The organism is Halomonas halodenitrificans DSM 735 (genome assembly GCF_000620045.1).
GTDB classification, from domain to species: Bacteria; Pseudomonadota; Gammaproteobacteria; order Pseudomonadales; family Halomonadaceae; genus Halomonas; species Halomonas halodenitrificans.
Window position 1 is genome coordinate 1 of sequence record NZ_KK211059.1, and the last position, 22764, is coordinate 22764.

General features: G+C 59.8%; 19 protein-coding genes, 2 tRNA genes and 1 pseudogene. 16 read left to right on the forward strand and 6 right to left on the reverse strand.

Translation table 11 applies throughout. The annotated features are described in order from the left end of the window. Nucleotides 1–270, reverse strand: a pseudogene (locus Q358_RS17740) (IS481 family transposase); the annotation flags it as partial. A gap of 185 nt (nucleotides 271–455) precedes the next feature. On the opposite strand from Q358_RS17740, the gene Q358_RS18745 reads away from it, so the two are divergent. Together Q358_RS18745 and Q358_RS0114810 are read left to right on the forward strand one after the other, a co-directional pair. Then, on the forward strand, nucleotides 456–1046 hold the full coding sequence (locus tag Q358_RS18745; RefSeq protein ID WP_156940951.1) for a hypothetical protein: 591 nt from the start codon (nucleotides 456–458) through the stop codon (nucleotides 1044–1046). A gap of 537 nt (nucleotides 1047–1583) precedes the next feature. Then, entirely contained in the window at nucleotides 1584–1784 is a 201-nt protein-coding gene (locus tag Q358_RS0114810; protein ID WP_027962687.1) for a hypothetical protein, read from the forward strand. A 17-nt stretch (nucleotides 1785–1801) separates the two neighbouring features. Here the strand turns inward: Q358_RS0114810 and Q358_RS0114815 are convergent, their stop codons facing one another. Both Q358_RS0114815 and Q358_RS18455 read right to left on the reverse strand, forming a co-directional pair. Further along, on the reverse strand, nucleotides 1802–2878 hold the full coding sequence (locus Q358_RS0114815; protein ID WP_027962688.1) for a type I restriction endonuclease: 1077 nt from the start codon (nucleotides 2876–2878) through the stop codon (nucleotides 1802–1804). A gap of 105 nt (nucleotides 2879–2983) precedes the next feature. Continuing rightward, on the reverse strand, nucleotides 2984–3151 hold the full coding sequence (locus tag Q358_RS18455) for a hypothetical protein (protein ID WP_211248343.1): 168 nt from the start codon (nucleotides 3149–3151) through the stop codon (nucleotides 2984–2986). A gap of 242 nt (nucleotides 3152–3393) precedes the next feature. Here Q358_RS18455 and Q358_RS18750 point away from each other — a divergent pair, with 242 nt between their 5' ends. After that, nucleotides 3394–4593 carry a hypothetical protein gene (locus Q358_RS18750; RefSeq protein ID WP_156940953.1) on the forward strand — a complete coding sequence of 400 codons (1200 nt, stop codon included), beginning with the start codon at nucleotides 3394–3396 and terminating at the stop codon, nucleotides 4591–4593. 48 nt (nucleotides 4594–4641) lie between these two features. Here Q358_RS18750 and Q358_RS17745 read toward each other — a convergent pair whose 3' ends face one another. Continuing rightward, nucleotides 4642–5196, reverse strand: a complete 555-nt coding sequence (locus Q358_RS17745; RefSeq protein ID WP_245598335.1) for a contractile injection system protein, VgrG/Pvc8 family — start codon at nucleotides 5194–5196, stop codon at nucleotides 4642–4644. A gap of 152 nt (nucleotides 5197–5348) precedes the next feature. Between Q358_RS17745 and Q358_RS0114840 the strand changes: the two genes are divergently transcribed. The 4 genes from Q358_RS0114840 (at nucleotide 5349) to Q358_RS0114855 (ending at nucleotide 7936) form a co-directional block, all read left to right on the forward strand. Further along, nucleotides 5349–5951, forward strand: coding sequence for a hypothetical protein (locus Q358_RS0114840; protein ID WP_051530439.1), 603 nt, complete (start codon nucleotides 5349–5351; stop codon nucleotides 5949–5951). A 90-nt stretch (nucleotides 5952–6041) separates the two neighbouring features. Beyond that, nucleotides 6042–7520, forward strand: a complete 1479-nt coding sequence (gltX, locus tag Q358_RS0114845; protein WP_027962692.1) for a glutamate--tRNA ligase — start codon at nucleotides 6042–6044, stop codon at nucleotides 7518–7520. 241 nt (nucleotides 7521–7761) lie between these two features. Further along, nucleotides 7762–7837: transfer RNA gene (locus Q358_RS0114850), tRNA-Ala, on the forward strand. 23 nt (nucleotides 7838–7860) lie between these two features. Further along, nucleotides 7861–7936, forward strand: a tRNA-Glu gene (locus Q358_RS0114855). A gap of 394 nt (nucleotides 7937–8330) precedes the next feature. On the opposite strand, the gene Q358_RS0114860 is transcribed toward Q358_RS0114855, so the two are convergent. Both Q358_RS0114860 and gltA read right to left on the reverse strand, forming a co-directional pair. Next, nucleotides 8331–9221, reverse strand: coding sequence for an NAD(P)-dependent oxidoreductase (locus tag Q358_RS0114860; protein ID WP_027962693.1), 891 nt, complete (start codon nucleotides 9219–9221; stop codon nucleotides 8331–8333). 107 nt (nucleotides 9222–9328) lie between these two features. Next, on the reverse strand, nucleotides 9329–10612 hold the full coding sequence (gene gltA / locus Q358_RS0114865; RefSeq protein WP_027962694.1) for a citrate synthase: 1284 nt from the start codon (nucleotides 10610–10612) through the stop codon (nucleotides 9329–9331). Nucleotides 10613–11064: 452 nt separating this feature from the next. Between gltA and sdhC the strand changes: the two genes are divergently transcribed. The 9 genes from sdhC (at nucleotide 11065) to sucD (ending at nucleotide 22688) form a co-directional block, all read left to right on the forward strand. Next, nucleotides 11065–11442, forward strand: a complete 378-nt coding sequence (gene sdhC, locus Q358_RS0114870; RefSeq protein ID WP_027962695.1) for a succinate dehydrogenase, cytochrome b556 subunit — start codon at nucleotides 11065–11067, stop codon at nucleotides 11440–11442. Continuing rightward, nucleotides 11436–11783, forward strand: coding sequence for a succinate dehydrogenase, hydrophobic membrane anchor protein (gene sdhD, locus Q358_RS0114875; RefSeq protein ID WP_027962696.1), 348 nt, complete (start codon nucleotides 11436–11438; stop codon nucleotides 11781–11783). Before sdhC ends, sdhD begins: the two co-directional genes overlap by 7 nt. A gap of 3 nt (nucleotides 11784–11786) precedes the next feature. Next, nucleotides 11787–13559, forward strand: coding sequence for a succinate dehydrogenase flavoprotein subunit (gene sdhA / locus Q358_RS0114880; protein ID WP_027962697.1), 1773 nt, complete (start codon nucleotides 11787–11789; stop codon nucleotides 13557–13559). Between the two features lie 26 nt (nucleotides 13560–13585). Then, nucleotides 13586–14290 (forward strand): succinate dehydrogenase iron-sulfur subunit, encoded by a 705-nt coding sequence (locus Q358_RS0114885; RefSeq protein WP_027962698.1) that lies wholly within the window; start codon nucleotides 13586–13588, stop codon nucleotides 14288–14290. 268 nt (nucleotides 14291–14558) lie between these two features. Further along, on the forward strand, nucleotides 14559–17393 hold the full coding sequence (locus Q358_RS0114890) for a 2-oxoglutarate dehydrogenase E1 component (RefSeq protein ID WP_027962699.1): 2835 nt from the start codon (nucleotides 14559–14561) through the stop codon (nucleotides 17391–17393). Between the two features lie 42 nt (nucleotides 17394–17435). Then, the gene (gene odhB / locus Q358_RS0114895; RefSeq protein WP_027962700.1) at nucleotides 17436–19007 is read left to right on the forward strand and encodes a 2-oxoglutarate dehydrogenase complex dihydrolipoyllysine-residue succinyltransferase; all 1572 of its coding nucleotides are present in this window, start codon (nucleotides 17436–17438) and stop codon (nucleotides 19005–19007) included. Between the two features lie 63 nt (nucleotides 19008–19070). After that, nucleotides 19071–20510: a dihydrolipoyl dehydrogenase gene (gene lpdA, locus Q358_RS0114900; RefSeq protein WP_027962701.1), complete on the forward strand. Its 1440-nt coding sequence runs from the start codon at nucleotides 19071–19073 to the stop codon at nucleotides 20508–20510. A 139-nt stretch (nucleotides 20511–20649) separates the two neighbouring features. Then, entirely contained in the window at nucleotides 20650–21816 is a 1167-nt protein-coding gene (sucC, locus tag Q358_RS0114905) for an ADP-forming succinate--CoA ligase subunit beta (RefSeq protein ID WP_027962702.1), read from the forward strand. Next, on the forward strand, nucleotides 21816–22688 hold the full coding sequence (sucD, locus tag Q358_RS0114910) for a succinate--CoA ligase subunit alpha (protein ID WP_027962703.1): 873 nt from the start codon (nucleotides 21816–21818) through the stop codon (nucleotides 22686–22688). Before sucC ends, sucD begins: the two co-directional genes overlap by 1 nt. Nucleotides 22689–22764: the final 76 nt, after the last annotated feature.

Genomic DNA, 22764 nt, shown 5'->3' on the forward strand with positions numbered 1-22764 from the left:
AACGACCAGAAGGTCATCCAGGCCGAGGCGCAGGAACTCACGAGCCGTGATCAGCACTTCCTCCTGCTCGGACGTGAGCGTCGCCAGGAGGTTGTGTCGCGTGTGAGATCGATCATAGACATTATCACGGTAACGCCAGCGCCGGATGGTCGCGGTGGCGACGCCATACTGACGGGCCAGCTCGCTATCCGTGATACTGGAGGGTGCTGCCTGAATCTCGGCACGGATCTTCGGTGTCGTCGTCGCTTGTTTATGCAGTTTGATGTCCATGAACCTGCTCCCGGATGAATTGCTGAAGAAGCTCCCTCGCGGCTAGCAGAGGATAACTCCTATAGGCGATTTGATCATCCGGTACCCCACATGTAGACTTTAATTTCTTTGCTATCAGAAAGGATACTTTTAAAGGGGTTTATCAGTATTACCATAACTCCTGTAGTCCTAATACTTTTGGGGATGTGTGCAAAAAGTTCTTTTATTCTAGCAAAAATGAGAAAATAAAAGATGAGTACGCAAGCTTAGCTCCAGGGGAAGAATTTTTTGTCAACAAAAAAGCACATAAAAAGGCAAGTTCAAAATATCGAGGCAGGCCTTTCTTTGCCATCCTTTTCGATAAAAGGAACATGGATCAAATAATCCGTTCTTTTAAAGAAGTTAAAGAGCTGGATGTTACGTTTGAAGCAGTGGATTCTCCAACAGACGCCGCCGTTGCAGCTAAACAACTCTCGGATACAGTGTCTTTGCGCTACAAATTTGGTATTACGCAGAAAGTTAACGATATTGCGCAAGCAGCTAATCAGCTTCTTTCTCGTTCAGGTTTTAGGCGTGGACGAGCTGTCGTGGTCAATGATTTTGATGAAGAAAGGACAGTCGATCTTATTAAATGTCCTCAAGGCTTTGGGCAAGAAAACTTTGATGAGCTGGCACAAAGGGTTGATGATTTAAAAGCTTCCGATTTTCAAAAAAATGATATAATAAATGATTTGATACATACGCTTGAGAGTAAAGAAAATGCACCCACTTTTGCGCAGATTGACAAGGCTTCGTAAGTTTTTGTTGTTTGATAAGCTTGCGAGGGATATTGAGGCAAGTCTTCGGCTACAAATTTTGATTTTGCTGCTCTTTTCTTTGATAATTTTGAAGTTTTCTATTTCCTTCTATTCGGTTAAAATAGATGACTTTGTCGTTTTCTATGATCAAAAGTTGCGAGGTTTTTTGTTTTCAGGGTTCTTGACTGTTGGGTCATTTCTCCTATCGCTTAAAACCTTCGTGGTTGTAAATTTAAAAGATAAGCTTTTTGACTCGGATGCCTATCTTGAAAGGTATATGAATAGGCATGGTTTTTCATCTCGAGAAGAAGTTCCTAATAATGAATACTACAGGCCGCTCTCTAACTTAACAGGGTTTCTTTTCTTGTCTATTCTTTTTTCAATATTTACAGCGGTGGCTCAGTTTTCAATAGGCTTAATCCCTAATATATGCTTGGTGGTTTTTTGTATATGGTTAGCTTTGTTTACTGTTATGTTGTTGATAAATAGCCTGCGCCTCATTCGAAGAAATTTGATGGTCTGGCTAGGTTATGAATAATGTGCGGCCGCTTCGCTCTCTATAGTCCTTATCCCAAGTTCTCCCAGGCCCTGCGTCTGCCGCTTGAGCCTGAGGAACTGACGCCGCGCTACAACGTGGTGATTTTGCCCGCCGCCCTGCTCACCCACAGGCCTGTGAGCACGCGGGTGAACAAGCCGACCAATGACGATGCCGGCTTGATTGAGATGCAGTTTAACTGATAATTGGAGAGTGGCTGCTACTTGAGGTATTCGCTGACCGTCGTTTTCAGCTGCTCCTTGTGCTGGAAGAGGTCACTGACGGAGTCTATATCGATGCGACTTTCTTTCCTTTCGTTGAAGAAGCCTACTCGCTTGACTGACTTTGCGTTGAAGTGAAAGCGGCAGATCGGTTTCCGATTATTATCGTCTAGTAGGACGGCGCAGTAGGACTTTGCATCCCGCATGGCGATTCTGCTGACATCGACCTGTTCCGCGAGGAGTGACCGGACGATGTTGTAGGCGTCGATCTCCTCTTGGGTGGTGATGATGCCGTCATCCTCTGTATCTTCGCCCTGCGAGGAGATTTCTTGATCAGTGGTGGGCTGAGGTATATCAATATCGTTGCTTGCCAAGGCGCCACGTAAGCGCTGGGCGACTTGTTCCTTGATGTAGAGCTTGCCAGCTTCACTGATGATTGGGGTAAACTCCTCGATTACCTGACGTGTCTGGCGCCCCTCATAGACCTTGCCCACGATGAACTTGACGAATTCTTCCGGTGTGTCTTTGAAGACTTCATCAATAGCCTGTTTGGCAAGGTTGGTGTACTTGAGCCGATTTGCCGTTCCGAGGATAGCGTCTACGTCGAAGTTGGGCTTTGTGAATTTTTGGAGTTCTTCGATATCCTGCTCGTTGAAGTCTTCCAAGTCGAATGTGAAAAAGGGGCGAGTATCTAGCTTGTTCTCAGAGTCCAGGTCAGAGTAGAAGCGGTACTCAAAACCGTTGGTCAAGATAGCGAATTTGGCATCTGTACAGGCAAAGTACCGGTAGAGTTGGTTGTATTGGACGTTGGCGAGGTTAGTACCCAGTGGCTTGCATTCCATGAGGATCGAGATGTTGCCATCGGCACGAATGGCGTAATCGACTTTTTCACCCTTCTTGGTACCTACATCTGCTGTGAATTCGGGGACCACCTCGCGTGTATCAAAAGGATCGTATCCAAGCGAGCCGATAAACGGCAGAACCAAGGCCGTCTTGGTCGCTTCCTCGTTCTTGATATGGTCAATCTGTTCTTCACCGCGGCGTGCGATGCCGTTCAGTTTCTCGCTAAGGTCCATTGTGCCTCCCTGCGTTTCTATTTTTGATGGCATTTCTAGTCTTACACTACTCGACTTTTCCTCTACATACCAAAAGGTCAAAGTCAAATCAGAGTCCTATCGGGGTCATACCTTGGTATGAACCAGCCGCTCGTTGAGGCCGAGCCTGCGGCCGACGTAGTCCTCCGCCGGCGAGGGGAAGCGGAAGATGCCGGCGCGGATGGTGGCCAGCGGATGGAGCAGGGCGCGGTACGGTGGTGCCGGGTGCGGATGATGGGTCTCGGGATCGCGCATGACGGTGTCTCTTGTCAAATACTGTTTTTTATACAGCTATTAGAAAACAGCACACCCCTAGGCAAACGCTAATATGAACAACGCGCCGGGATCGTAGGCGGCCGGGCCCGGCATGGCGCGGCTGGTGGCAGGATCGCGAATTGGCAGGGACGACATACGAGTGAACTACCTGGGCCCGGCAGTCGGAACTCAGAGGTGTGGTAGTGTATCAGAGAAGGTTAATGGTTGAGGGGCAGTATATTATGAGCGATGAAAAAGGCTCTTATAATACCTCCGAAGGGTCGGAAGGTTTGAAAATAGAACTAAAAAACTTTTCGTTCAATAGCCCTTCAGAAAAAAGAAGTGCGTTGGATGAAATAAGTCGTCAAGTTGATGTGAGAAATGATGAGCTTGAAAAAGCTTTCTCAGGAAGCGCTGTAGAGAAAGGTTTTCGACAAGAAGAAAAGCGAGATAAACTTCTAAGAAGGGCGCTCAGTGGAGGTGTCTCAGAAGAAGTTATGCGGCAAGCAGAAGAGCAGGAAAGACTTTTCAATACAGCTGTTGGCGGAGATTACGTAGCAGAGTTTTTGCGGAAAACCGAGGAGCAAGATCGTCTGCTTCGAGACTCTCTTGGCGAAAGTGGTGCAGAAGGTGTTCTTCGGCAAGTAGAGGAACAGAGTCGGCTGTTTCATAAGTCGCTGGCGGGAGGTGCTGCAACAGAGGCATTGCGTCAAGCTGAGGAGAAAGATCGCCTGTTGAAAGAATCCCTTGGTGGAAGTGCTGCGGAAGATATGCTTCGGCAAGCAGAGGAGCAGAGTCGGCTGTTTAATGAGACGCTGGCGGGAGGTGCTTCAGCAGAGGCATTTCGTCAAATTGAGGAGCAAGATCGCCTGTTGAAAGAGACCCTTGGTGGAAGTGCTACGGAAGATGTGCTTCGGCAAGCAGAGGAACAGACTCGGCTGCTCAATGATACGCTGGGGAGCGGTGCTGCAGCAGATTTATTTAGGCAGGTTGAAGAGCAGGATCGAATTTTTAGAGAGTCGCTGGGTGTTGGCGGCACCGAGGGTAAGGAAGGAGATAATCCATATGATGCCCTTCTACGGGATCTTCCTCCTCCAAGCGTTAATCCCAGAGAAAGTGTTTTACCATTAGACTTTGTTGATCCTGAAAGAAAGAAAAGGAAACAGCGTGAAGATGCAAGAGATGAAAGAGGTCATCGGTTGGAGGATGTTTTAAGGAAGCAGTTGGAAGTTGCTTCCCAGCAATATGTCGAGGGACAAGAAGATAAGGCTCATCAAAGGCGCTATAACAGGCTGAACATTGTGGTCCTCGTGGTCGCGACACTTTCCTTGCTATTTGAGCCAACAGATATCAGGCCTTTCTTGATGGTGACAATTCCTGACTTTCTTCAAAATGCATGGTCGTACCTTATATCTGCACTTGAATCAGGAGTGAGAAGCTAAAGATATTGTCCTCTACGCTGGTAAACGTTTTTCAATAGTTTTCTCAAGTTAAGGGTTCGTTTTCACCTCACACTGGACCCGCGTGCCGAAGCCGTTGTCGCCCAACGAGTGCTCCACCTCCGTCACCAACCAGGGCGTGGCGTCGATCTCTGGCTTGAAGCCGCTGACCCGCAGCGGCGACTCGGGCAGCACGTCGGCACGGCCGTGGGCCATGGTCAGCTCGAACTCGGCCAGGCCGCGCTGGATGCGGCGCCATTCGGCCCGGGCGGCGTCCAGGGCGTCGGCCTCGCTGGCGTGAGTGGGGCGTAGCTGCTTGGCGTTGTCGTCGCTGCTGGCGAGCACGCTCTGGCGCTCGGCGTCGTCAGTGTCGTTCCAGAAGGCCTTTACGCCGATGTAGGCGTCGCGGTCGGTGGTGCTGTAGCGGTGCTGGTCGCCGTCGCGGCGCGCCAGGGTGACGCCGGGCATGGTCAGGCCGCTGGCTGTCTGCGCCTGGCCCGCCTGGGTGAACAGGAGCCGGTCGTTCACGCGCGGGGTGATGTCGGTGCTGCCCAAGGTAATGCGGTAACCCGGGCGCCGGTAGCGGCGGACGGTAGCGTCGTTCATGCTTAGGCTCCCGCCAGGCGGGCGACCACTGAGGTGGTGAGGCAGTCGATCAGACGACGCGAGGCCTGTGCGGTGGTAGCCTGAAGCTTGATGATGCTGTCTGGAGAGAGCGGATGATAAGGGCGCTGTGCGCAGCATGTTCGTTGGCGATCATGCTGACAGGCTGTGGTGGCGAGCAGGAGGCGGATACCCAGTCTACCGATATCCAGTCTACTGAGACGCAGGAGACTACTGCTCAGTCGAGTACCTCCGAGACCCGCAAGGCTGAGGCGAGTACCGATGCGAAGAGTCGCGAGCCGGCATCCGATGAGGCGCCCGAGGTGCCGCCCTTCAACGAGGCGGTGACGTTCGATCTGGCTCCCAGCCTGGGTAGCGATCGTCGCCTGACGGTGGCGGGCGAGACCAACCTGCCCGGGGAGACTCGCCTGCAGGTGATCGTCGAGCGTGAGCTCAGCGGTGTCCGCTGGCGGGAGCGTGTAGCGGTGGCCGAGGGCCGTTTCGTGGCAGGCCCCTTCGGTCCGGGGAGTGGACTCCCCGATGGCGGTTATCGGGTCACCGTCGATGTCCAGGAGGGCAGCGTTCAGCCGGCCGCGGTGCAGGAGCGCCTGGGCGAGGAGAACGAGCATCTGAGCGGGCCTCTGGTTCAGCAGTCACAGCACGGTCTGGGGAAGGTGGCCCGCTATCGCCAGCGTTTCCTGGTGGGTAGCGAGACACGGCGTACCCACGACCAGGTCGAGGTATTGCGTGTCGAGTAGCCCTCGTGTGGCTGCCGAGGCGTCGGCAGGTGCGTATAATGCCTGCCATCACTCATCCATCCACCCCTGGATCCGGGATACCGCAACGACATGACCGTACGCACGCGTATCGCGCCGTCACCCACCGGCGACCCCCATGTGGGCACTGCCTACATTGCCTTGTTCAACCTGTGTTTCGCTCGCCAGCATGGCGGGCAGTTCATCCTGCGTATCGAGGACACCGACCGCGTGCGTTCCACCGCGGAATCGGAACAGATGATTCTCGACTCGCTGCGCTGGTTGGGTCTCGAATGGGACGAGGGCCCCGATGTGGGCGGTCCCCACGGCCCCTACCGTCAGAGCGAGCGCGGTGACATCTACGCCGAGTACGCTCGTCAATTGATCGAGTCGGGCCACGCCTTCAAGTGCTATCGCACCAGTGAGGAGCTTGACGAGCTGCGTGAGTCACGCAAGGCCGCCGGCATGCACCTGGCGCTCAAGCCCGCCGACCTGGCACTGCCCGCCGACGAGCAGGCGCGTCGTGAGACGGAAGGATGGCCCCATGTGGTGCGCATGCGGGTGCCCTCGACCGGTACCTGTGTGGTCCAGGACATGCTGCGCGGCACGATCGAGGTGGACTGGGCCCAGGTCGACGCCCAGATTCTGCTCAAGTCGGATGGCATGCCGACGTATCACCTGGCCAACGTGGTCGACGACCACCTGATGGGCATCACCCATGTGCTTCGCGGCGAGGAGTGGATCAATTCGGCGCCCAAGCACCAGCTGCTCTACGAGTATTTCGGATGGGAAATGCCGGCGCTCTGCCATATGCCGCTGCTGCGCAACCCGGACAAGTCCAAGCTCTCCAAGCGCAAGAACCCCACATCGATCAACTACTATCGGCGCATGGGCTATCTCCCGCAGGCGGTGACCAACTACCTGGGCCGCATGGGCTGGTCGATGCCCGACGAACGCGAGAAGTTCAGCCTCAATGAAATGATGGCCCACTTCGATATTCAGAGGGTCTCGCTGGGCGGGCCGGTCTTCGACCTGGAAAAGCTCACCTGGCTCAACGGCCTCTATATACGCGAGGAGCTCGACGACGAGGGATTCCTCAAGGCGCTGATGGAGTGGGCCTTTAACGAGCAATACGTGAAGGAAATCCTGCCTCAGGTGCGCCCGCGAGTCGAAACGTTATCAGAGGTGGCTCCCCTGGCCGGACACTTCTTCTCCGGCGTGCCGCAGATCAATGAGGCCAGCTTCGACGCCGTCAAGCTGGGGCGCGAGGATCTCGTCAAGCTGCTGCAGTTCCTGGTATGGCGCTTCGAGGTCGTGCCTGCCTGGCACAAGGAAGCACTGCTCGCCGAGGTGAAGGAACTCTCTACCCACTTCGAACTGAAGATGAAGGACCTGCTGGCGCCGGTCTTTATCGCCATCACGGGTTCCAGCGCGAGTACCTCGGTCATGGATGCCATGGCGATACTCGGTTCCGACATGACCCGGGCGCGGCTGCGACACGCCATCGAGGTGCTGGGGGGCGTCTCCAAGAAGCAGGCCAAGCGCTTCGAGAAGGAGTACAGACAGCTATAAGCCATACGCTGTAAGCTATACGCAACCCCCTTGTCGTGAGCCTTGATAGCGATATCCTGGCTTACGGCCTCTGCCAGGGGCTGGCCCCGGCCAAGCAGCCCCGGCTCGCCTTGCGCACCTTGCTTACGGTGTCCCCTCCTCGGGGGCCTGTCCCCAAGAGAGGCGGCTTATGAGCGAAGCACAAAGGGGTTGACGAAGGCGGGGGGAATCAGTAATATACGCCTCGTCTTCACGGCACGTTGGGGCCTTAGCTCAGCTGGGAGAGCGCAACACTGGCAGTGTTGAGGTCAGCGGTTCGATCCCGCTAGGCTCCACCAAACATGTTTCGCGTGAAGATCACGTCCCATTCGTCTAGTGGCCTAGGACACCGCCCTTTCACGGCGGTAACAGGGGTTCGAACCCCCTATGGGACGCCACCTTCCCCAAGCAAGGGCACTCCTTTCGAGTGCCCTTTCTTTTTCTCTCGCCGATACCAGTGGCGCCGAGATCCTTTATGGGATGCTTGCCTTGAGCACCCATTTTTTTGGCTATTCCTGCTTGACTTGTCCACTTTCCGTGGTTCCACGCCCTTTGTTTGTGCACAGAAGGCGCGACGCACTCCTCCTGCCGTGTCTTATCATAAAACTCTTTAAAAACAACGGGTTAGAGAAGGTCAAAAAGTGAACAATCTAAGGCCAGCCCGCTGGTCATGGCGATTGTGAGACCTTTTCGAGAGGTTTTGAACAGGCTTATCCACAGAAAGTGTGGAAAACGCGGGCGTAGTGGAAAAGTGTCGTTGTGGCGGCCTGTCAAGGCCGCCACAACGAGGAGTCAGTCGAGCCGCATGTCACGCAGTCGACGCAGCAGGGCAGAGGTGTCCCAGCGGCCGCCGCCCATTACCTGGAGATCGGCATAGAACTGGTCGACCAGGGCGGTGACCGGCAGGCGAGCCTGGAGACGCCGCGCCTGCTCGAGGCAGATGCCGAGGTCCTTGCGCATCCAGTCCACGGCGAAGCCGTGCTCGTATTCATCGGCAATCATGGTGGCGTGGCGATTTTCCATCTGCCAGGAACCGGCGGCACCCTTGGCGACAACGTCAACGACGCGTTGGCGGTCGAGTCCCGCCTGTTCGGCGAAGTGGAGTCCCTCGGCGAGGCCCTGGACCAGGCCGGCGATGCAGACCTGGTTGACCATCTTGGTCAGCTGGCCGCTGCCGGCCGGGCCCATTAGTGTCACCGCCCGTCCGTAGTGATCGAGGATCGGCTCGACACGGGCGAAGTGGTCCTCCTCGCCGCCGCACATGATGGTCAGGGCGGCGTTCTCCGCCCCTTGCTGGCCGCCGGAAACCGGCGCATCGATAAAACCGACGCCGCGCTCACGGCAAGCGCTATCCAGTTCTTCGGCGAGATCGGCGGAGGCGGTGGTGTGGTCCAGCAGCAGGCTGCCCTCGGACATTCCGGAAAGGGCACCGTGCTCGCCCCTGGTGACCTCGCGCACGTCATCGTCATTGCCTACGCACACCAGGACCAGGTCGGCGCCCCTGGCGGCTTCGCCGGGCGTAGCGTGATGGCTGCCGCCATGCTCTCCGGTCCAGGCCTCGGCCTTGGCGGGAGTGCGGTTGTAGACGCGCACATCGAGGCCGGCACGGGCCAGGTGGCCGGCCATGGGGTAGCCCATGACGCCCAGGCCGATAAAGGCGACTGTCGAGATCGTATTGCTCATGGCTCTCTCTTCATATGGGTGGTCGAACGCTATCAGGATGCAGAAAGCCGCCCGAAGGCGGCTTTCAACAGCATAGCGTGTGCGGCGGTGTATCGCGCGGCCAGGCCTTACTCGGTCGGATAGTCGCGCTGGGAATGACCGGTGTAGAGCTGGCGCGGACGGCCGATCTTGTAGCTGTCGCTGAGCATCTCGTGCCAGTGGGAGATCCAGCCGATGGTGCGGGAGACGGCGAAGATGACCGTGAACATGTTGGTCGGAATGCCCATGGCCTTGAGGATGATGCCGGAGTAGAAGTCGACGTTGGGGTAGAGTTTGCGTTCGATGAAGTAGTCGTCTTCAAGGGCAATCTGCTCCAGGCGCTTGGCGATCTTCAGCTGAGGATCGTCGATGCCGAGTTCCGCCAGCACCTCGTCGCAGGTCTCCTTCATTACCTTGGCGCGCGGATCGAAGTTGCGATAGACGCGGTGGCCGAAGCCCATCAGCTTGAAGGGGTCATCCTTGTCCTTGGCCTTGTCGACGAAGCGCTGGATGTTCTCTTCGGAGTCGTCGCCGATTTCGTCGAGCATCTTCAGCACGGCTTCGTTGGCACCGCCATGGGCCGGGCCCCAGAGAGCCGCGATGCCGGCGCTGATGCAGGCGAAGGGATTGGCACCGGTAGAGCCTGCCAGGCGCACCGTGGAGGTGGAGGCGTTCTGCTCGTGGTCGGCGTGCAGCATGAAGATGCGGTCCATCGCCTTGGCGTAGACCGGGTTGATCGAGTATTCCTCACATGGATTGCTGAACATCATGTAGAGGAAGTTCTCGGCATAGCTCAGGTCGTTGCGGGGGTAGTTGAACGGCTGGCCAACGTTGTACTTGTAGGACATCGCGGCGATGGTCGGCATCTTGGCAATCAGGCGGATGGCACTGATGATGCGGTCTTCTTCCTCGGTGATGTCCATGTGGTCATGATAGAAGGCGGCCAGTCCGCCGGCCACGCCGCACAGGATGGACATCGGGTGGGCGTCACGACGGAAGCCCTTGAAGAAGTTGTTGATCTGGTCGTGGACCATGGTGTGGTTGCTGACCCGCGACTCGAAGTCGGCGTACTGAGCGTCATTGGGCAGTTCGCCGAACAGCAGCAGGTAGCAGAGCTCGACGAAGTTCGAGTTCTTGGCCAGCTGGTCAATGGGGAAGCCCCGGTGCAACAGAACGCCCTTGCCCCCATCGATATAGGTGATGGCGGACTGGCAGGAGGAGGTGGCCATGAAGCCGGGGTCGTAGGTGAACAGGCCTTCGGCGCCGAGGCCGCGGACGTCTACCACGTCGGGGCCCATGGCGCCTGAATAGACGGGTAGCTCGATTGTCTTGTCCAGGCCGTCAACTGTCAGTGTCGCTTTCCTGTCAGCCATGAAAGGCCTCCTCTCGAGTTCGTGATTAGGGCGATAAGTCATTCATTCTTTGGCGTCTTCGCTGGGGGTGCCGGCGAATAAGGTTCGCCCACTATAGAAGCGTGCCAGCGATTGTCAATTAGTCGATGGCACGCTATAGCGTGTGCAAGTTGTTTACTCTTGTCCATGGGTTGTCAAGGAAATGATGCGCAGCACCATATGGGGCGGCGCCCCTGCCTGCGCTGTGGTAAAACCCGGATGAAAAAGGAGGCCAATCGAGTTTGCACCATGGTCTAGTCGAGGCCCTCTCGGTTTGTCATGGGGCTGGCGGCCCCCTATAATCCACCCCGCGCGACTGGCAGGTGCAGCCGGTCTTGCCGCTTCCGGCAATGGCCGATGCCTTCCCGAAACCACCGCCCGCCCTGAGCTTGTCCAAGCTTCCTGAGCGTGCCATAGAGAGTGTGTAGAGAGCCGTGAATAGCAAACGACCCGTAAATCTGGATCTGTCCACGATACAGTTTCCGTTACCCGCCCTGACGTCGATCGCTCACCGCATCACCGGCGTCATCCTCTTCATCGGCCTGATCTTTGCCTTCTGGGCGTTGAGCAAGTCGCTCGCTTCCCCGGCAGGCTTTGTCGCGGTCAGTGATGCCCTGGCCGGCAATTTCCTGGCCAAGCTGATCGCCTGGGGGCTGCTGTCTGCCCTGGCCTTTCATTTTGTCGCCGGCATCAAGCATATGCTGATGGACATGGATATTGGAGTGACCCTCGAGGGCGGCCACAAGAAGGCGCAGTTCACCGTGGTGGCCAGCGCCGTACTGATCATTCTGGCGGGAGTCTGGGTATGGTAACCAACGTCACGAACCTCGGCCGCAGCGGCCTTTCCGACTGGCTGATCCAGCGGGTATCCGCCGTGATCATGGCGGCTTATACGCTCTTCATGGTTCTCTTCCTGCTGTTCAATCCGGACCTCGACTATCTGACCTGGAGCGGCCTTTTTTCCCAGACCTGGATGCGTATCTTCTCGCTGCTGGCCTTTATATCGATAGCGGGTCATGCCTGGGTGGGGCTATGGACCGTGACCACCGATTATCTCAAGTCGACCGCTATTCGCCTGACCGTTCAAATTCTTGTCATCCTGGCCATCTTTGCCTTCCTGGTCTGGGGCATTCAGATTCTGTGGGGAGCCTGATTCATGTCCAACATGCGTAGCCTGTCCTTCGACGCCATCATCATCGGTGGTGGCGGTGCCGGCCTGCGGGCCGCTCTCGAGCTGGCCCAGTCCGGCAAGAAGACCGCGGTGCTCTCCAAGGTCTTCCCGACCCGTTCGCACACGGTATCCGCCCAGGGTGGCATCACCTGTGCCATTGCCTCCGCTGACCCCGACGATGACTGGCGCTGGCACATGTACGACACCGTCAAGGGTGGCGACTATATCGCCGACCAGGACGCCGCAGAATACCTGTGCTCCGAGGGGCCCAAGGCCGTCTTCGAGCTCGAGCACATGGGATTGCCGTTCTCTCGCTTCGACAACGGCCGCATCTATCAGCGCCCGTTCGGTGGTCAGTCCAAGGACTTCGGTGCCGGCGGCCAGGCCGCACGGACCTGTGCTGCGGCCGACCGTACCGGTCATGCGCTTTTGCATACCCTTTATCAGAATAACCTAAAGAACAATACCACCTTCCTCAACGAGTGGTACGCGGTCGATCTGGTCAAGAACGCCAACGGCGACGTGGTGGGCTGTATCGCCATGGATATCGAGACCGGCGAAGTGGTGCACGTCAAGTCCAAGGCCACCGTTCTGGCGACCGGCGGCTCCGGGCGTATCTACGCCTCAACCACCAACGCCCTGATCAACACCGGCGACGGCATCGGCATGGCGCTGCGTGCGGGCTTCCCGATGCAGGACATGGAGATGTGGCAGTTCCACCCGACCGGCATCTACGGAGCGGGGACCCTGGTGACCGAAGGTTGCCGCGGCGAGGGTGGCTATCTGATCAACAAGGACGGCGAGCGCTTCATGGAGCGTTATGCCCCCAACGCCAAGGACCTGGCCGGTCGCGACGTGGTGGCACGCTCCATGGTCATGGAGATCCTCGAGGGTCGTGGCTGCGGCGAGAACGGCGACCACGTCTATCTCAAGCTGGATCACCTGGGCGAGGAAGTCCTCGGCAAGCGTCTGCCCGGCATCGTCGAGCTCTCCAAGACCTTCGCCCATGTGGACCCGGCCAAGGAGCCGATCCCGGTGGTGCCGACCTGCCACTACATGATGGGCGGCGTGCCGACCAACGTGCATGGTCAGGCCATCATGCGCGGCGAAGACGGCAAGGATCAGATCGTCAACGGCCTGTTCGCCTGTGGCGAGGCGGCCTGTGTATCGGTGCACGGTGCCAACCGTCTGGGTGGCAACTCGCTGCTCGACCTGGTGGTATTCGGGCGTGCCGCCGGCATGTTCATCGAGGGCGCGCTCAACGAGGGTATCGATTACCTCGATGCCTCCGAGACCGATATCGAGACGGCGATGAAGCGCATCACTCGCTGGAACGAGTCGGAAGGTGGCGAGACCGTGCCGGAGCTCAAGCGTGAGCTGCAGTCCATCATGCAGAACTCCTTCGGCGTGTTCCGTGAAGAAGAGAACATGCAGAAGGGCGTCAGGCAGCTGGCCGAGCTGCGCGGCCGTATCGACAACGCCTATCTGCCGGACAAGTCCAACGCCTTCAACACCGCCCGCGTCGAGGCCCTCGAGCTCGATAACCTGATGGAAGTCGCCGAGGCCACGGCCGTTGCCGCGCTGGAGCGCAAGGAAAGTCGTGGCGCCCACTCTCGCTATGACTATCCGGACCGTGACGATGTCAACTGGCTGAAGCACTCGCTCTACTTCCCGGCCGACAAGACGGTCGGCCAGCGCGATGTCAACTTCGCGCCCCGGACCGTCGACACCTTCGAGCCGAAAATCCGCACCTACTAATTCAGCTAACACGAGGGTGAGTCACGATGCTTCAGGTATCCATCTACCGCTACAATCCAGAGACCGACTCCGCGCCTTACATGCAGGAGTTCCAGGTCGACACCCAGGGCCGCGACATCATGGTGCTCGATGCCCTGCACATGATGAAGGAGCAGGATAACGGCCTGGCCTTTCGTCGCAGCTGCCGCGAGGGGGTGTGCGGGTCCGACGGCATGAACATGAACGGCAAGAACGGCCTGGCCTGTATTACCCCGCTCTCCGATGTGGTGAAGGGTGGCAAGCTGGTGCTGCGTCCGCTGCCGGGCCTGCCGGTGATTCGCGACCTGGTGGTCGACATGGGGCTGTTCTATCAGCAGTACGAGCGTATTCAGCCCTACCTGCAGAACGATGAGCCGGCGCCGGCCATCGAGCGCCTGCAGTCGCCCGAGGATCGGGAGAAGCTCGACGGTCTCTACGAGTGTATCCTGTGTGCATGCTGCTCTACGTCCTGCCCGTCGTTCTGGTGGAATCCGGACAAGTTCGTGGGGCCGGCGGGTCTGCTGCAGTCCTATCGCTTCCTGGTGGACTCCCGGGATACCGCTACTCGGGACCGCCTGTCCGAGCTCGAGGACCCGTTCAGCGTGTTCCGTTGCCGTGGCATCATGAACTGTGTGGCAGTGTGTCCCAAGGGACTCAACCCCACCCGTGCGATCGGCAAGATCCGCGAAATGCTGCTGGCCGACAGCACCTGAGCGAGTGGCACTTAAATCGTGTCTCGTGGCTTGTTATCATGTGCCGCAGCTGTCACTTGCGGCCCTGAGTCGCAGGTGACGGGGGACACAGCGTTGAAAGCCGGTGCCCTGGGTGCCGGCTTTTGACCATGAAAGTCCAGGTTTCGGGCCAACGACGGCCTGAAACGCCGGAAACGCATGGGCCCCAGCCGGCAGGGCACTACCGATGTCGCCGTGGCCGCGTCGCGGTGACGCCGATTACACCCCATCAGTGCAGGGTGACCGAGAGATGCAACAAGGCATAATGGAGTTGATGTGGCGCTCCTCTCACGTCAGTGGCAGTAATGTCCACTATGTGGAAGCGCTCTACGAGCAGTACCTCGATGACCCCTCCGCCGTTCCCGACGAGTGGCGCCAGTATTTTGACGAGCTGCCGCGCCCCGAAGACGGCCCCCAACACGATGTTCCTCTGGCGCCCGTTCGCGATCAGTTCCATCAGCTGGCCAAGCAGCGCCGCACGGCACTGGCTCCCGCGGCCGCTGACAGCGACGCCAATCGCAAACAGGTCAGAGTGCTGCAGCTGATTAACGCCTACCGCTTCCGCGGTCACCAGAAGGCCGATATCGACCCGCTCAAGCTGCGCAGCGAAAAGCCGGTTCCCGATCTGGACCTCTCCTTCCATCAGCTGACGAAGAGCGATCTCGATACCGAGTTTCAGACGGGTTCGTTCTTCCTGGGAATGAACCAGGCCCCGCTCAAGGAGATCGTCGAGGCCCTGGAGCAGACCTACTGTCGTTCCATCGGCTGCGAGATCATGCATATCGTCGATACCGAGGAGAAGCGCTGGCTGCAGCAACGCTTCGAGTCGGTACGCAGTGCACCGGCCTTCAAGAACGGGGTTCGTCAACACGTCCTGGAGAGGCTGACCGCCGCCGAGGGGCTGGAGAACTACCTGGCCTCCAAGTACCCCGGCACCAAGCGCTTCGGCCTGGAGGGGGGCGAGACCTTCATCCCGATGATGGATGAGCTGATCCAGCGCGGGGGTGGCTACGGCATCAAGGAAGTGGTCATCGGCATGGCCCACCGCGGTCGACTCAACCTGCTGGTCAACATCCTGGGCAAGAATCCCGGTGACCTGATCGACGAGTTCGACGGCAAGAAGGTGATCGAGCGTGGCTCCGGCGACGTCAAGTATCACCAGGGCTTCAGTTCCAATGCCATGACTCCGGGCGGCGAGGTACACCTGGCCCTGGGCTTCAACCCTTCCCACCTCGAGATCGTCTCGCCGGTGGTCGAAGGGTCGGTGCGTGCCCGTCAGGACCGTCGCGATGACCTCGAAGGCACCAAGGTACTGCCGATCAACGTGCATGGCGATGCCGCGTTCGCCGGTCAGGGCGTGGTCATGGAGACCTTCCAGATGTCCCAGACCCGTGCCTACAAGACCGGCGGCACGGTGCACATCGTCATCAACAACCAGGTTGGCTTTACGACGTCGCACCCCGAGGACTCGCGCTCCACGGAGTACTGTACCGATATCGCCAAGATGGTTCAGGCACCGGTCTTCCACGTCAACGGCGATGATCCCGACGCCGTGCTGCATGCCACCCAGGTGGCGCTGGATTACCGTCAGCAGTTCAAGAAGGATGTCGTGATCGACCTGGTGTGCTACCGCCGTCGCGGTCACAACGAGGCCGACGAGCCCAGCGGCACCCAGCCGATGATGTATCGCAAGATCAAGGATCACCCCTCCGCCCGGGCGATCTATGCCGAGCGGCTGGTGGCCCAGGGCGTCCTCACCGAGGACGAGGCCAAGGCGATGATCGAGACCTATCGCGAGGACCTGTTGGCCGGCAACCATGTGGCCAACGCCCTGGTTCAGGAGCCCAACACCTCGCTGTTCGTCGACTGGAAGCCTTATCTGGGGCAGGAGTGGACCGGCCACGCCGATACGTCGGTGCCCATGAAGAAGCTGCAGCGCCTGGCGGCCAGGATGTGCGAGATTCCCGGCAACGTCGAGGTGCAGCGTCAGGTGGCCAAGATCTACGATGATCGCCGCAAGATGCAGGCCGGAGGTCTGGCACTCAACTGGGGCTTTGCCGAGACCCTGGCCTACGCCACGCTGATCGATCAGGGGCATCCGGTACGCATTACCGGCCAGGACGTTGGCCGCGGCACCTTCTCCCACCGCCATGCGGTGGTGCATAACCAGAAGGACGGCAGCGTTCATGTGCCGCTGCAGCATATGGCCGATGGCCAGCCGCGCTTCACCATCCACGACTCCTTCCTCTCCGAGGAAGCCGTGCTGGGCTTCGAGTATGGCTATGCCACCACCGCGCCCAATGATCTGGTGATCTGGGAGGCCCAGTTCGGGGACTTCTTCAACGGTGCCCAGGTGGTGGTCGACCAGTTCATCTCTTCCGGCGAGACCAAGTGGGGGCGGCTGTGCGGGTTGACCATGCTGTTGCCTCATGGCTACGAAGGGCAGGGCCCCGAGCACTCCTCGGCGCGTCTCGAGCGCTTCCTGCAGATGTGTGCCGAACAGAACATGCAGGTCTGTGTGCCGACTACGCCGGCACAGATTTTCCATCTGCTGCGTCGCCAGGTGATTCGCAAGGTCAGAAAGCCGCTGGTGGTGATGTCGCCCAAGAGCCTGCTGCGCCACAAGGATGCCACGTCGAGCCTGGACGAGCTGGCCGAAGGCAAGTTCCAGATGGTGCTGCCCGACCAGGCCAAGCTGGAAGCGCAGAATGTCGAGCGCATCATCCTGTGTGCCGGCAAGGTCTACTATGATCTGGCCGCCTGGCGCGAGGAAAATGGCCGTGACGACGTCGCCATCCTGCGCATCGAACAGCTCTACCCCTTCCCCAAGGAGGAGCTGTTTGCGGCGATCAGGGACTATACCAACGTCACCGATATCGTGTGGTGCCAGGAAGAGCCGCTCAACCAGGGTGCCTGGTACCCGAGTCAGCACCATATGCGTGCCGTGGCGGACATGCTCAAGGACGGCCTGGGTGGCAAGTTGAAGTTTGCCGGGCGTCCGGCATCGGCGGCCCCGGCGGCCGGTTACATGTCCGTGCATACCGAACAGCAGCGCCAGCTGGTGGAAGACGCCTTCAATCTGTAATGGCGCCCACCGGGACGAGACAGAACTTACAAGGGATACGTTATGGCTACCGAGATCAAGGCCCCAAGCTTTCCGGAATCCGTTGCCGAAGGCAGCGTCGCCGCCTGGCACAAGCAGCCGGGAGACAGCGTCGAGCGTGACGAGCTGATCGTCGAGATCGAAACCGACAAGGTGGTGCTCGAAGTGCTGGCCCCCGAGGCCGGCGTGCTCGCCGAAACGCTGGTCGAGGAAGGCGACACCGTGGAGTCCGAGCAGCTGCTGGGCCGCATCGGTGAAGGCGAGGCCAAGGGCGACAAGGCGGCGGAGCAGAGCCAGGAACAGGGCGGCACCGAGACCGGGAAAAAGAGCGACGCCAAGGCCGAGCAGCCGGCTGCCGGCGGCGGAGAGCAGCATGAGGTGAAGGCGCCGACCTTCCCGGAATCGATCCAGGAAGGCACCGTCGCCAGCTGGAACAAGCAGGTCGGTGAGGCGGTCAAGCGCGATGAAGTGCTGGCCGAGATCGAGACCGACAAGGTGGTGCTCGAGGTCGTCGCGCCCGCCGACGGTGCCCTGGCCGAGATCAAGGCCGAGGAAGGTAGTCAGGTCGAATCCGAGGCGGTACTGGCGGTCTTCGCCGAGGGTGCCGGCGGTGCGGCGAGCACGGCCGCCGACGTCGAGCCGGGAGCCTCCGCCGACGATGGCGCCAGCGATGAGAAGGTCGGCGACAAGATTCTCGCACCCGCCGCCCGCAAGCTGGTCGCCGAGCACGATCTCGACGTCAACAGGATCGAGGGTACCGGCAAGGGCGGACGCATCCTCAAGGAGGACGTGCAGCGCGCGGTCAAGGAGGGCTCTGCCGCCAAGAGTGCGAAAAGCGCCAAGGCGTCCGGCGGTGCTACCCAGGCCGCCGCGCCGGCACCGGCCGTCGAGGGCGAGCGTCCCGAGAAGCGCGTACCCATGAGCCGTCTGCGCCAGACCATCGCCAAGCGCCTGGTCCAGGCCCAGCAGACCGCCGCCATGCTGACCACCTACAACGAGGTGGACATGGGGGCGGTGATGGACCTGCGTGCCCAGTACAAGGACACCTTCCTCAAGGCTCACGACGTCAAGCTCGGCTTCATGGGCTTCTTCGTCAAGGCAGCCAGCGAGGCGCTCAAGCGCTTCCCGGACGTCAACGCCTCCATCGACGGCAGCGACATCGTCTACCACGGCTATCAGGACATCGGCGTGGCGGTTTCCACTGATCGTGGCCTGGTAGTCCCCGTGCTGCGCGACACCGACAGCATGAAAGTTGCCGACGTCGAGAAGGGCATCGTCGATTTCGGCAAGCGCGCCCGTGACGGCAAGCTCGGCATCGATGAGATGCAGGGTGGCACCTTCACCATCACCAATGGCGGTATCTTCGGTTCGCTGATGTCCACGCCGATCATCAACCCGCCGCAGACCGCGATCCTGGGCATGCACAAGATCCAGGAGCGCCCCATGGCGGTGAACGGCAAGGTCGAAATCCGTCCGATGATGTACCTTGCGGTCTCCTATGACCACCGCATGATCGATGGCAAGGATGCGGTGCAGTTCCTGGTGACCATCAAGGAGCTGCTGGAAGATCCGGCACGCTTGCTGCTGGACATCTGAGCGGCACGAGCCGCCGGTTGATGCCGGCGGCGCCTGAACCCAAGACATGCAACAGGAGCCGATATGGCCGACAAGTTTGATGTGATCGTGATCGGTGCGGGCCCCGGTGGCTACGTGGCCGCCATTCGTGCCGCTCAGATGGGCCTCAAGACGGCCTGTGTCGAGAAGTGGATCAGCAAGGAAGGCAAGGTCGTCTTCGGTGGCACCTGCCTCAATGTGGGCTGCATCCCGTCCAAGGCGCTGCTCGAGGCCTCCCACAAGTTCGTCGAGGCCAAGCATGACTTCGACGACATGGGCATCCAGGCCGGCGACGTTCAGGTGGACGTCAAGAAGATGATCGCCCGCAAGGACAAGATCGTTAAGAACCTCACCGGGGGCATCGCCGGCCTGTTCAAGGCCAACGGCGTGACCGGCATCGAGGGGACCGGCAAGGTGACCGGCAGCCAGCAGGTCGAGGTGACCGACCAGAATGGCAAGGCCTCCACTTACGAGGCCGACAGCATCATCATCGCCGCCGGCTCCGTGCCGGTGGAGATTCCGCCCACGCCGCTGACCGATGACATTATCGTCGATTCCGCCGGTGCCCTGGAGTTTACCGAGACACCCAAGCGTCTGGGCGTGATCGGCGCCGGCGTGATCGGCCTTGAGCTGGGCAGCGTCTGGAGCCGTCTGGGCGCCGAGGTCACCGTGCTCGAGGCCATGGACAGCTTCCTGCCGATGGTCGATGGTGCCATCGCCAAGGAGACCCAGAAGCTGCTCAAGAAGCAGGGGCTGGATATCAAGCTGGGCGCCCGCGTCACCGGCTCGGAGGTCAAGGATGGCGAGGTCACCGTCAAGTACAGCGACGGCGACAACGACCATGAAATGACCTTCGACAAGCTGATCGTCTGCGTCGGCCGCAAGCCCTATACCCAGGGCGTGGTGGGCGACGGGGTCGGGGTGGAAACCGACGAGCGCGGCTTCATCCAGGTCGACGACCAGTGTCGCACCAGCGTGCCGAGCGTCTACGCCATCGGTGACTGTGTCCGCGGCCCGATGCTGGCCCACAAGGCATCGGAAGAGGGTATCATGGCGGCCGACATCATCGCCGGTCACAAGGCCGAGATGAACTACGATGCCATCCCCAGCGTCATCTATACCTTCCCCGAGGTCGCCTGGGTCGGCATGACCGAGCAGGATGCCAAGGCCAAGGGCATCGAGGTGAAGACGGGCACCTTCCCGTTTGCCGCCAGCGGTCGTGCCATGGCCAATAACGCCACCGAGGGTCAGGCCAAGATCATCGCCGATGCCGAGACCGACCGGGTACTGGGCCTGCATATCGTCGGCCAGCATGCCGGCGAGATGATCGCCCAGGGCGTGATCGCCCTGGAGTTCGGCTCCAGTGCCGAGGATCTGGCGCTGACCTGCTATGCCCACCCGACCATGTCGGAAGCGGTGCATGAAGCCGCGCTGGCCGTGGAAGGCCATGCCATCCATATGGCTAACCGCAAGAAGAAGAAGTAAGGACAACAAGCGTCGCCCTGCGGGCGGCGTGCCCCCCTCCGGCCATGCATCGGAGGGGGACGGTGGCGTCCCTTGTGTCTGTCCCGCGAGGTCGAGGCGGGGCGCCGTTCGAGTCACATGCAACCAATGGCATGAATCGATGAACCTTCACGAGTATCAAGGCAAACAGCTGTTTGCAGACTATGGTCTGCCGGTGTCCAAGGGCTTCGCCGTGGACACCCCCGAGGAAGCCGCGGAAGCCTGCAAGAAGATCGGCGGCGAGATGTGGGTCGTCAAGGCCCAGGTACATGCCGGCGGTCGCGGCAAGGCCGGTGGCGTCAAGCTGGTCAAGAGTGCGGAGGAGGCCAAGACCTTCGCCGAGCAGTGGCTGGGCAAGAACCTGGTGACCTTCCAGACCGACGCCAATGGTCAGCCGGTCGCCAAGATCCTGGTCGAGACCTGCACCGATATCGCCGATGAGCTCTATCTGGGTGCCGTGGTCGATCGTGGCACCCGTCGCGTGGTCTTCATGGCCTCCACCGAAGGCGGTGTCGAGATCGAGAAGGTCGCCGAGGAGACGCCCGAGAAGATTCTCAAGGCCGAGATCGATCCGCTGGTGGGCGCACAGCCCTACCAGGCGCGTGAGCTGGCCTTCGCACTGGGCCTCAAGGGCGACCAGGTCAAGCAGTTCACCAAGATCTTCCTGGGCCTCTCCAAGCTGTTCCACGACAAGGATCTGGCGCTGCTCGAGATCAACCCGCTGGTGATCACCGACGAAGGCAACCTGCACTGCCTCGACGCCAAGATGGGCCTGGACGGCAATGCCCTCTATCGCCACCCGGACCTGCAGGCCATGCGCGATCCTTCCCAGGAAGATGAGCGCGAGGCCGAAGCGGCGGCGTGGGAGCTCAACTACGTGGCCCTGGATGGCAATATCGGCTGCATGGTCAACGGCGCCGGCCTGGCCATGGGCACCATGGATATCGTCAACCTGCACGGCGGCAAGCCGGCCAACTTCCTGGATGTCGGCGGCGGCGCCACCAAGGAGCGCGTGGCCGAGGCCTTCAAGCTGATCCTCTCCGACGACAACGTCAAGGCCGTGCTGGTCAACATCTTCGGCGGCATCGTGCGTTGTGACATGATCGCCGAGGGCATCATCGGTGCCGTCGAACAGGTCGGTGTCAACGTACCGGTCGTGGTGCGCCTGGAAGGCACCAATGCCGAACTGGGCGCCGAGAAGCTGGCATCCAGCGGACTCAACATTATCGCTGCCGAGAGCCTCACCGATGCGGCTCAACAGGTAGTCAAGGCAGCGGAGGGCAAGTAATGAGCATCCTGATCGACAAGAGCACCAAGGTCATCTGCCAGGGCTTCACCGGTGGCCAGGGGACCTTCCACTCCGAGCAGGCCATTGCGTACGGTACCCAGATGGTCGGCGGCGTGACCCCGGGCAAGGGTGGCCAGGAGCATCTGGGCCTGCCGGTGTTCAACACCGTCAAGGAAGCCGTGGAGACGACCGGCGCCGAAGCCAGCGTGATCTACGTGCCGGCCCCGTTCTGCAAGGATTCCATCCTCGAGGCCGCCAACGCCGGCATCAAGCTGATCGTGTGCATCACCGAGGGCATCCCGACCCTCGACATGCTCGACGTCAAGGTCAAGTGTGACGAGCTGGGTGTGCGCCTCATCGGGCCCAACTGCCCGGGCGTGATCACTCCCGGCGAGACCAAGATCGGCATCATGCCGGGCCATATCCACAAGCCCGGTCGTGTGGGCATCGTGTCGCGCTCCGGCACCCTGACCTACGAGGCGGTCAAGCAGACCACGGACCATGGCTTCGGTCAGTCCACCTGTGTGGGTATCGGCGGTGACCCGATCCCGGGTTCCAACTTCATCGACATCCTCGAGATGTTCGAGAAGGATCCGGCCACCGAGGCGATCGTGATGATCGGCGAAATCGGCGGTACCGCCGAGGAAGAGGCCGCCGCCTACATCAAGGCCAACGTCTCCAAGCCGGTGGTCTCCTATATCGCCGGCGTTACCGCGCCTCCCGGCAAGCGCATGGGCCACGCCGGTGCCATCATCTCCGGTGGCACGGGAACCGCGGACGAGAAGTTCGCCGCCCTGGAAGACGCGGGTGTGAAGACCGTGCGCTCCCTGGCCGAGATCGGCGACGCGCTGAAGGCAGTGACCGGCTGGTAAGCCGAGCACGACTCGCGTAGAGTCAGACGCAAGGGCGCCCCAAGGGGCGCCCTTTCTGTCTCGTGGGGCCCCGTCC

Coding starts and splice junctions, on each gene's coding strand:
- Q358_RS0114810 (WP_027962687.1), top strand. CDS start 1,584: ATGTGCGGCCGCTTCGCTCTCTATAGTCCTTATCCCAAGTTCTCCCAG.
- Q358_RS0114815 (WP_027962688.1), bottom strand. CDS start 2,878: ATGGACCTTAGCGAGAAACTGAACGGCATCGCACGCCGCGGTGAAGAA.
- Q358_RS18455 (WP_211248343.1), bottom strand. CDS start 3,151: ATGCGCGATCCCGAGACCCATCATCCGCACCCGGCACCACCGTACCGC.
- Q358_RS18750 (WP_156940953.1), top strand. CDS start 3,394: ATGAGCGATGAAAAAGGCTCTTATAATACCTCCGAAGGGTCGGAAGGT.
- Q358_RS17745 (WP_245598335.1), bottom strand. CDS start 5,196: ATGAACGACGCTACCGTCCGCCGCTACCGGCGCCCGGGTTACCGCATT.
- Q358_RS0114840 (WP_051530439.1), top strand. CDS start 5,349: ATGCTGACAGGCTGTGGTGGCGAGCAGGAGGCGGATACCCAGTCTACC.
- gltX (WP_027962692.1), top strand. CDS start 6,042: ATGACCGTACGCACGCGTATCGCGCCGTCACCCACCGGCGACCCCCAT.
- Q358_RS0114860 (WP_027962693.1), bottom strand. CDS start 9,221: ATGAGCAATACGATCTCGACAGTCGCCTTTATCGGCCTGGGCGTCATG.
- gltA (WP_027962694.1), bottom strand. CDS start 10,612: ATGGCTGACAGGAAAGCGACACTGACAGTTGACGGCCTGGACAAGACA.
- sdhD (WP_027962696.1), top strand. CDS start 11,436: ATGGTAACCAACGTCACGAACCTCGGCCGCAGCGGCCTTTCCGACTGG.
- sdhA (WP_027962697.1), top strand. CDS start 11,787: ATGTCCAACATGCGTAGCCTGTCCTTCGACGCCATCATCATCGGTGGT.
- Q358_RS0114885 (WP_027962698.1), top strand. CDS start 13,586: ATGCTTCAGGTATCCATCTACCGCTACAATCCAGAGACCGACTCCGCG.
- Q358_RS0114890 (WP_027962699.1), top strand. CDS start 14,559: ATGCAACAAGGCATAATGGAGTTGATGTGGCGCTCCTCTCACGTCAGT.
- odhB (WP_027962700.1), top strand. CDS start 17,436: ATGGCTACCGAGATCAAGGCCCCAAGCTTTCCGGAATCCGTTGCCGAA.
- lpdA (WP_027962701.1), top strand. CDS start 19,071: ATGGCCGACAAGTTTGATGTGATCGTGATCGGTGCGGGCCCCGGTGGC.
- sucC (WP_027962702.1), top strand. CDS start 20,650: ATGAACCTTCACGAGTATCAAGGCAAACAGCTGTTTGCAGACTATGGT.
- sucD (WP_027962703.1), top strand. CDS start 21,816: ATGAGCATCCTGATCGACAAGAGCACCAAGGTCATCTGCCAGGGCTTC.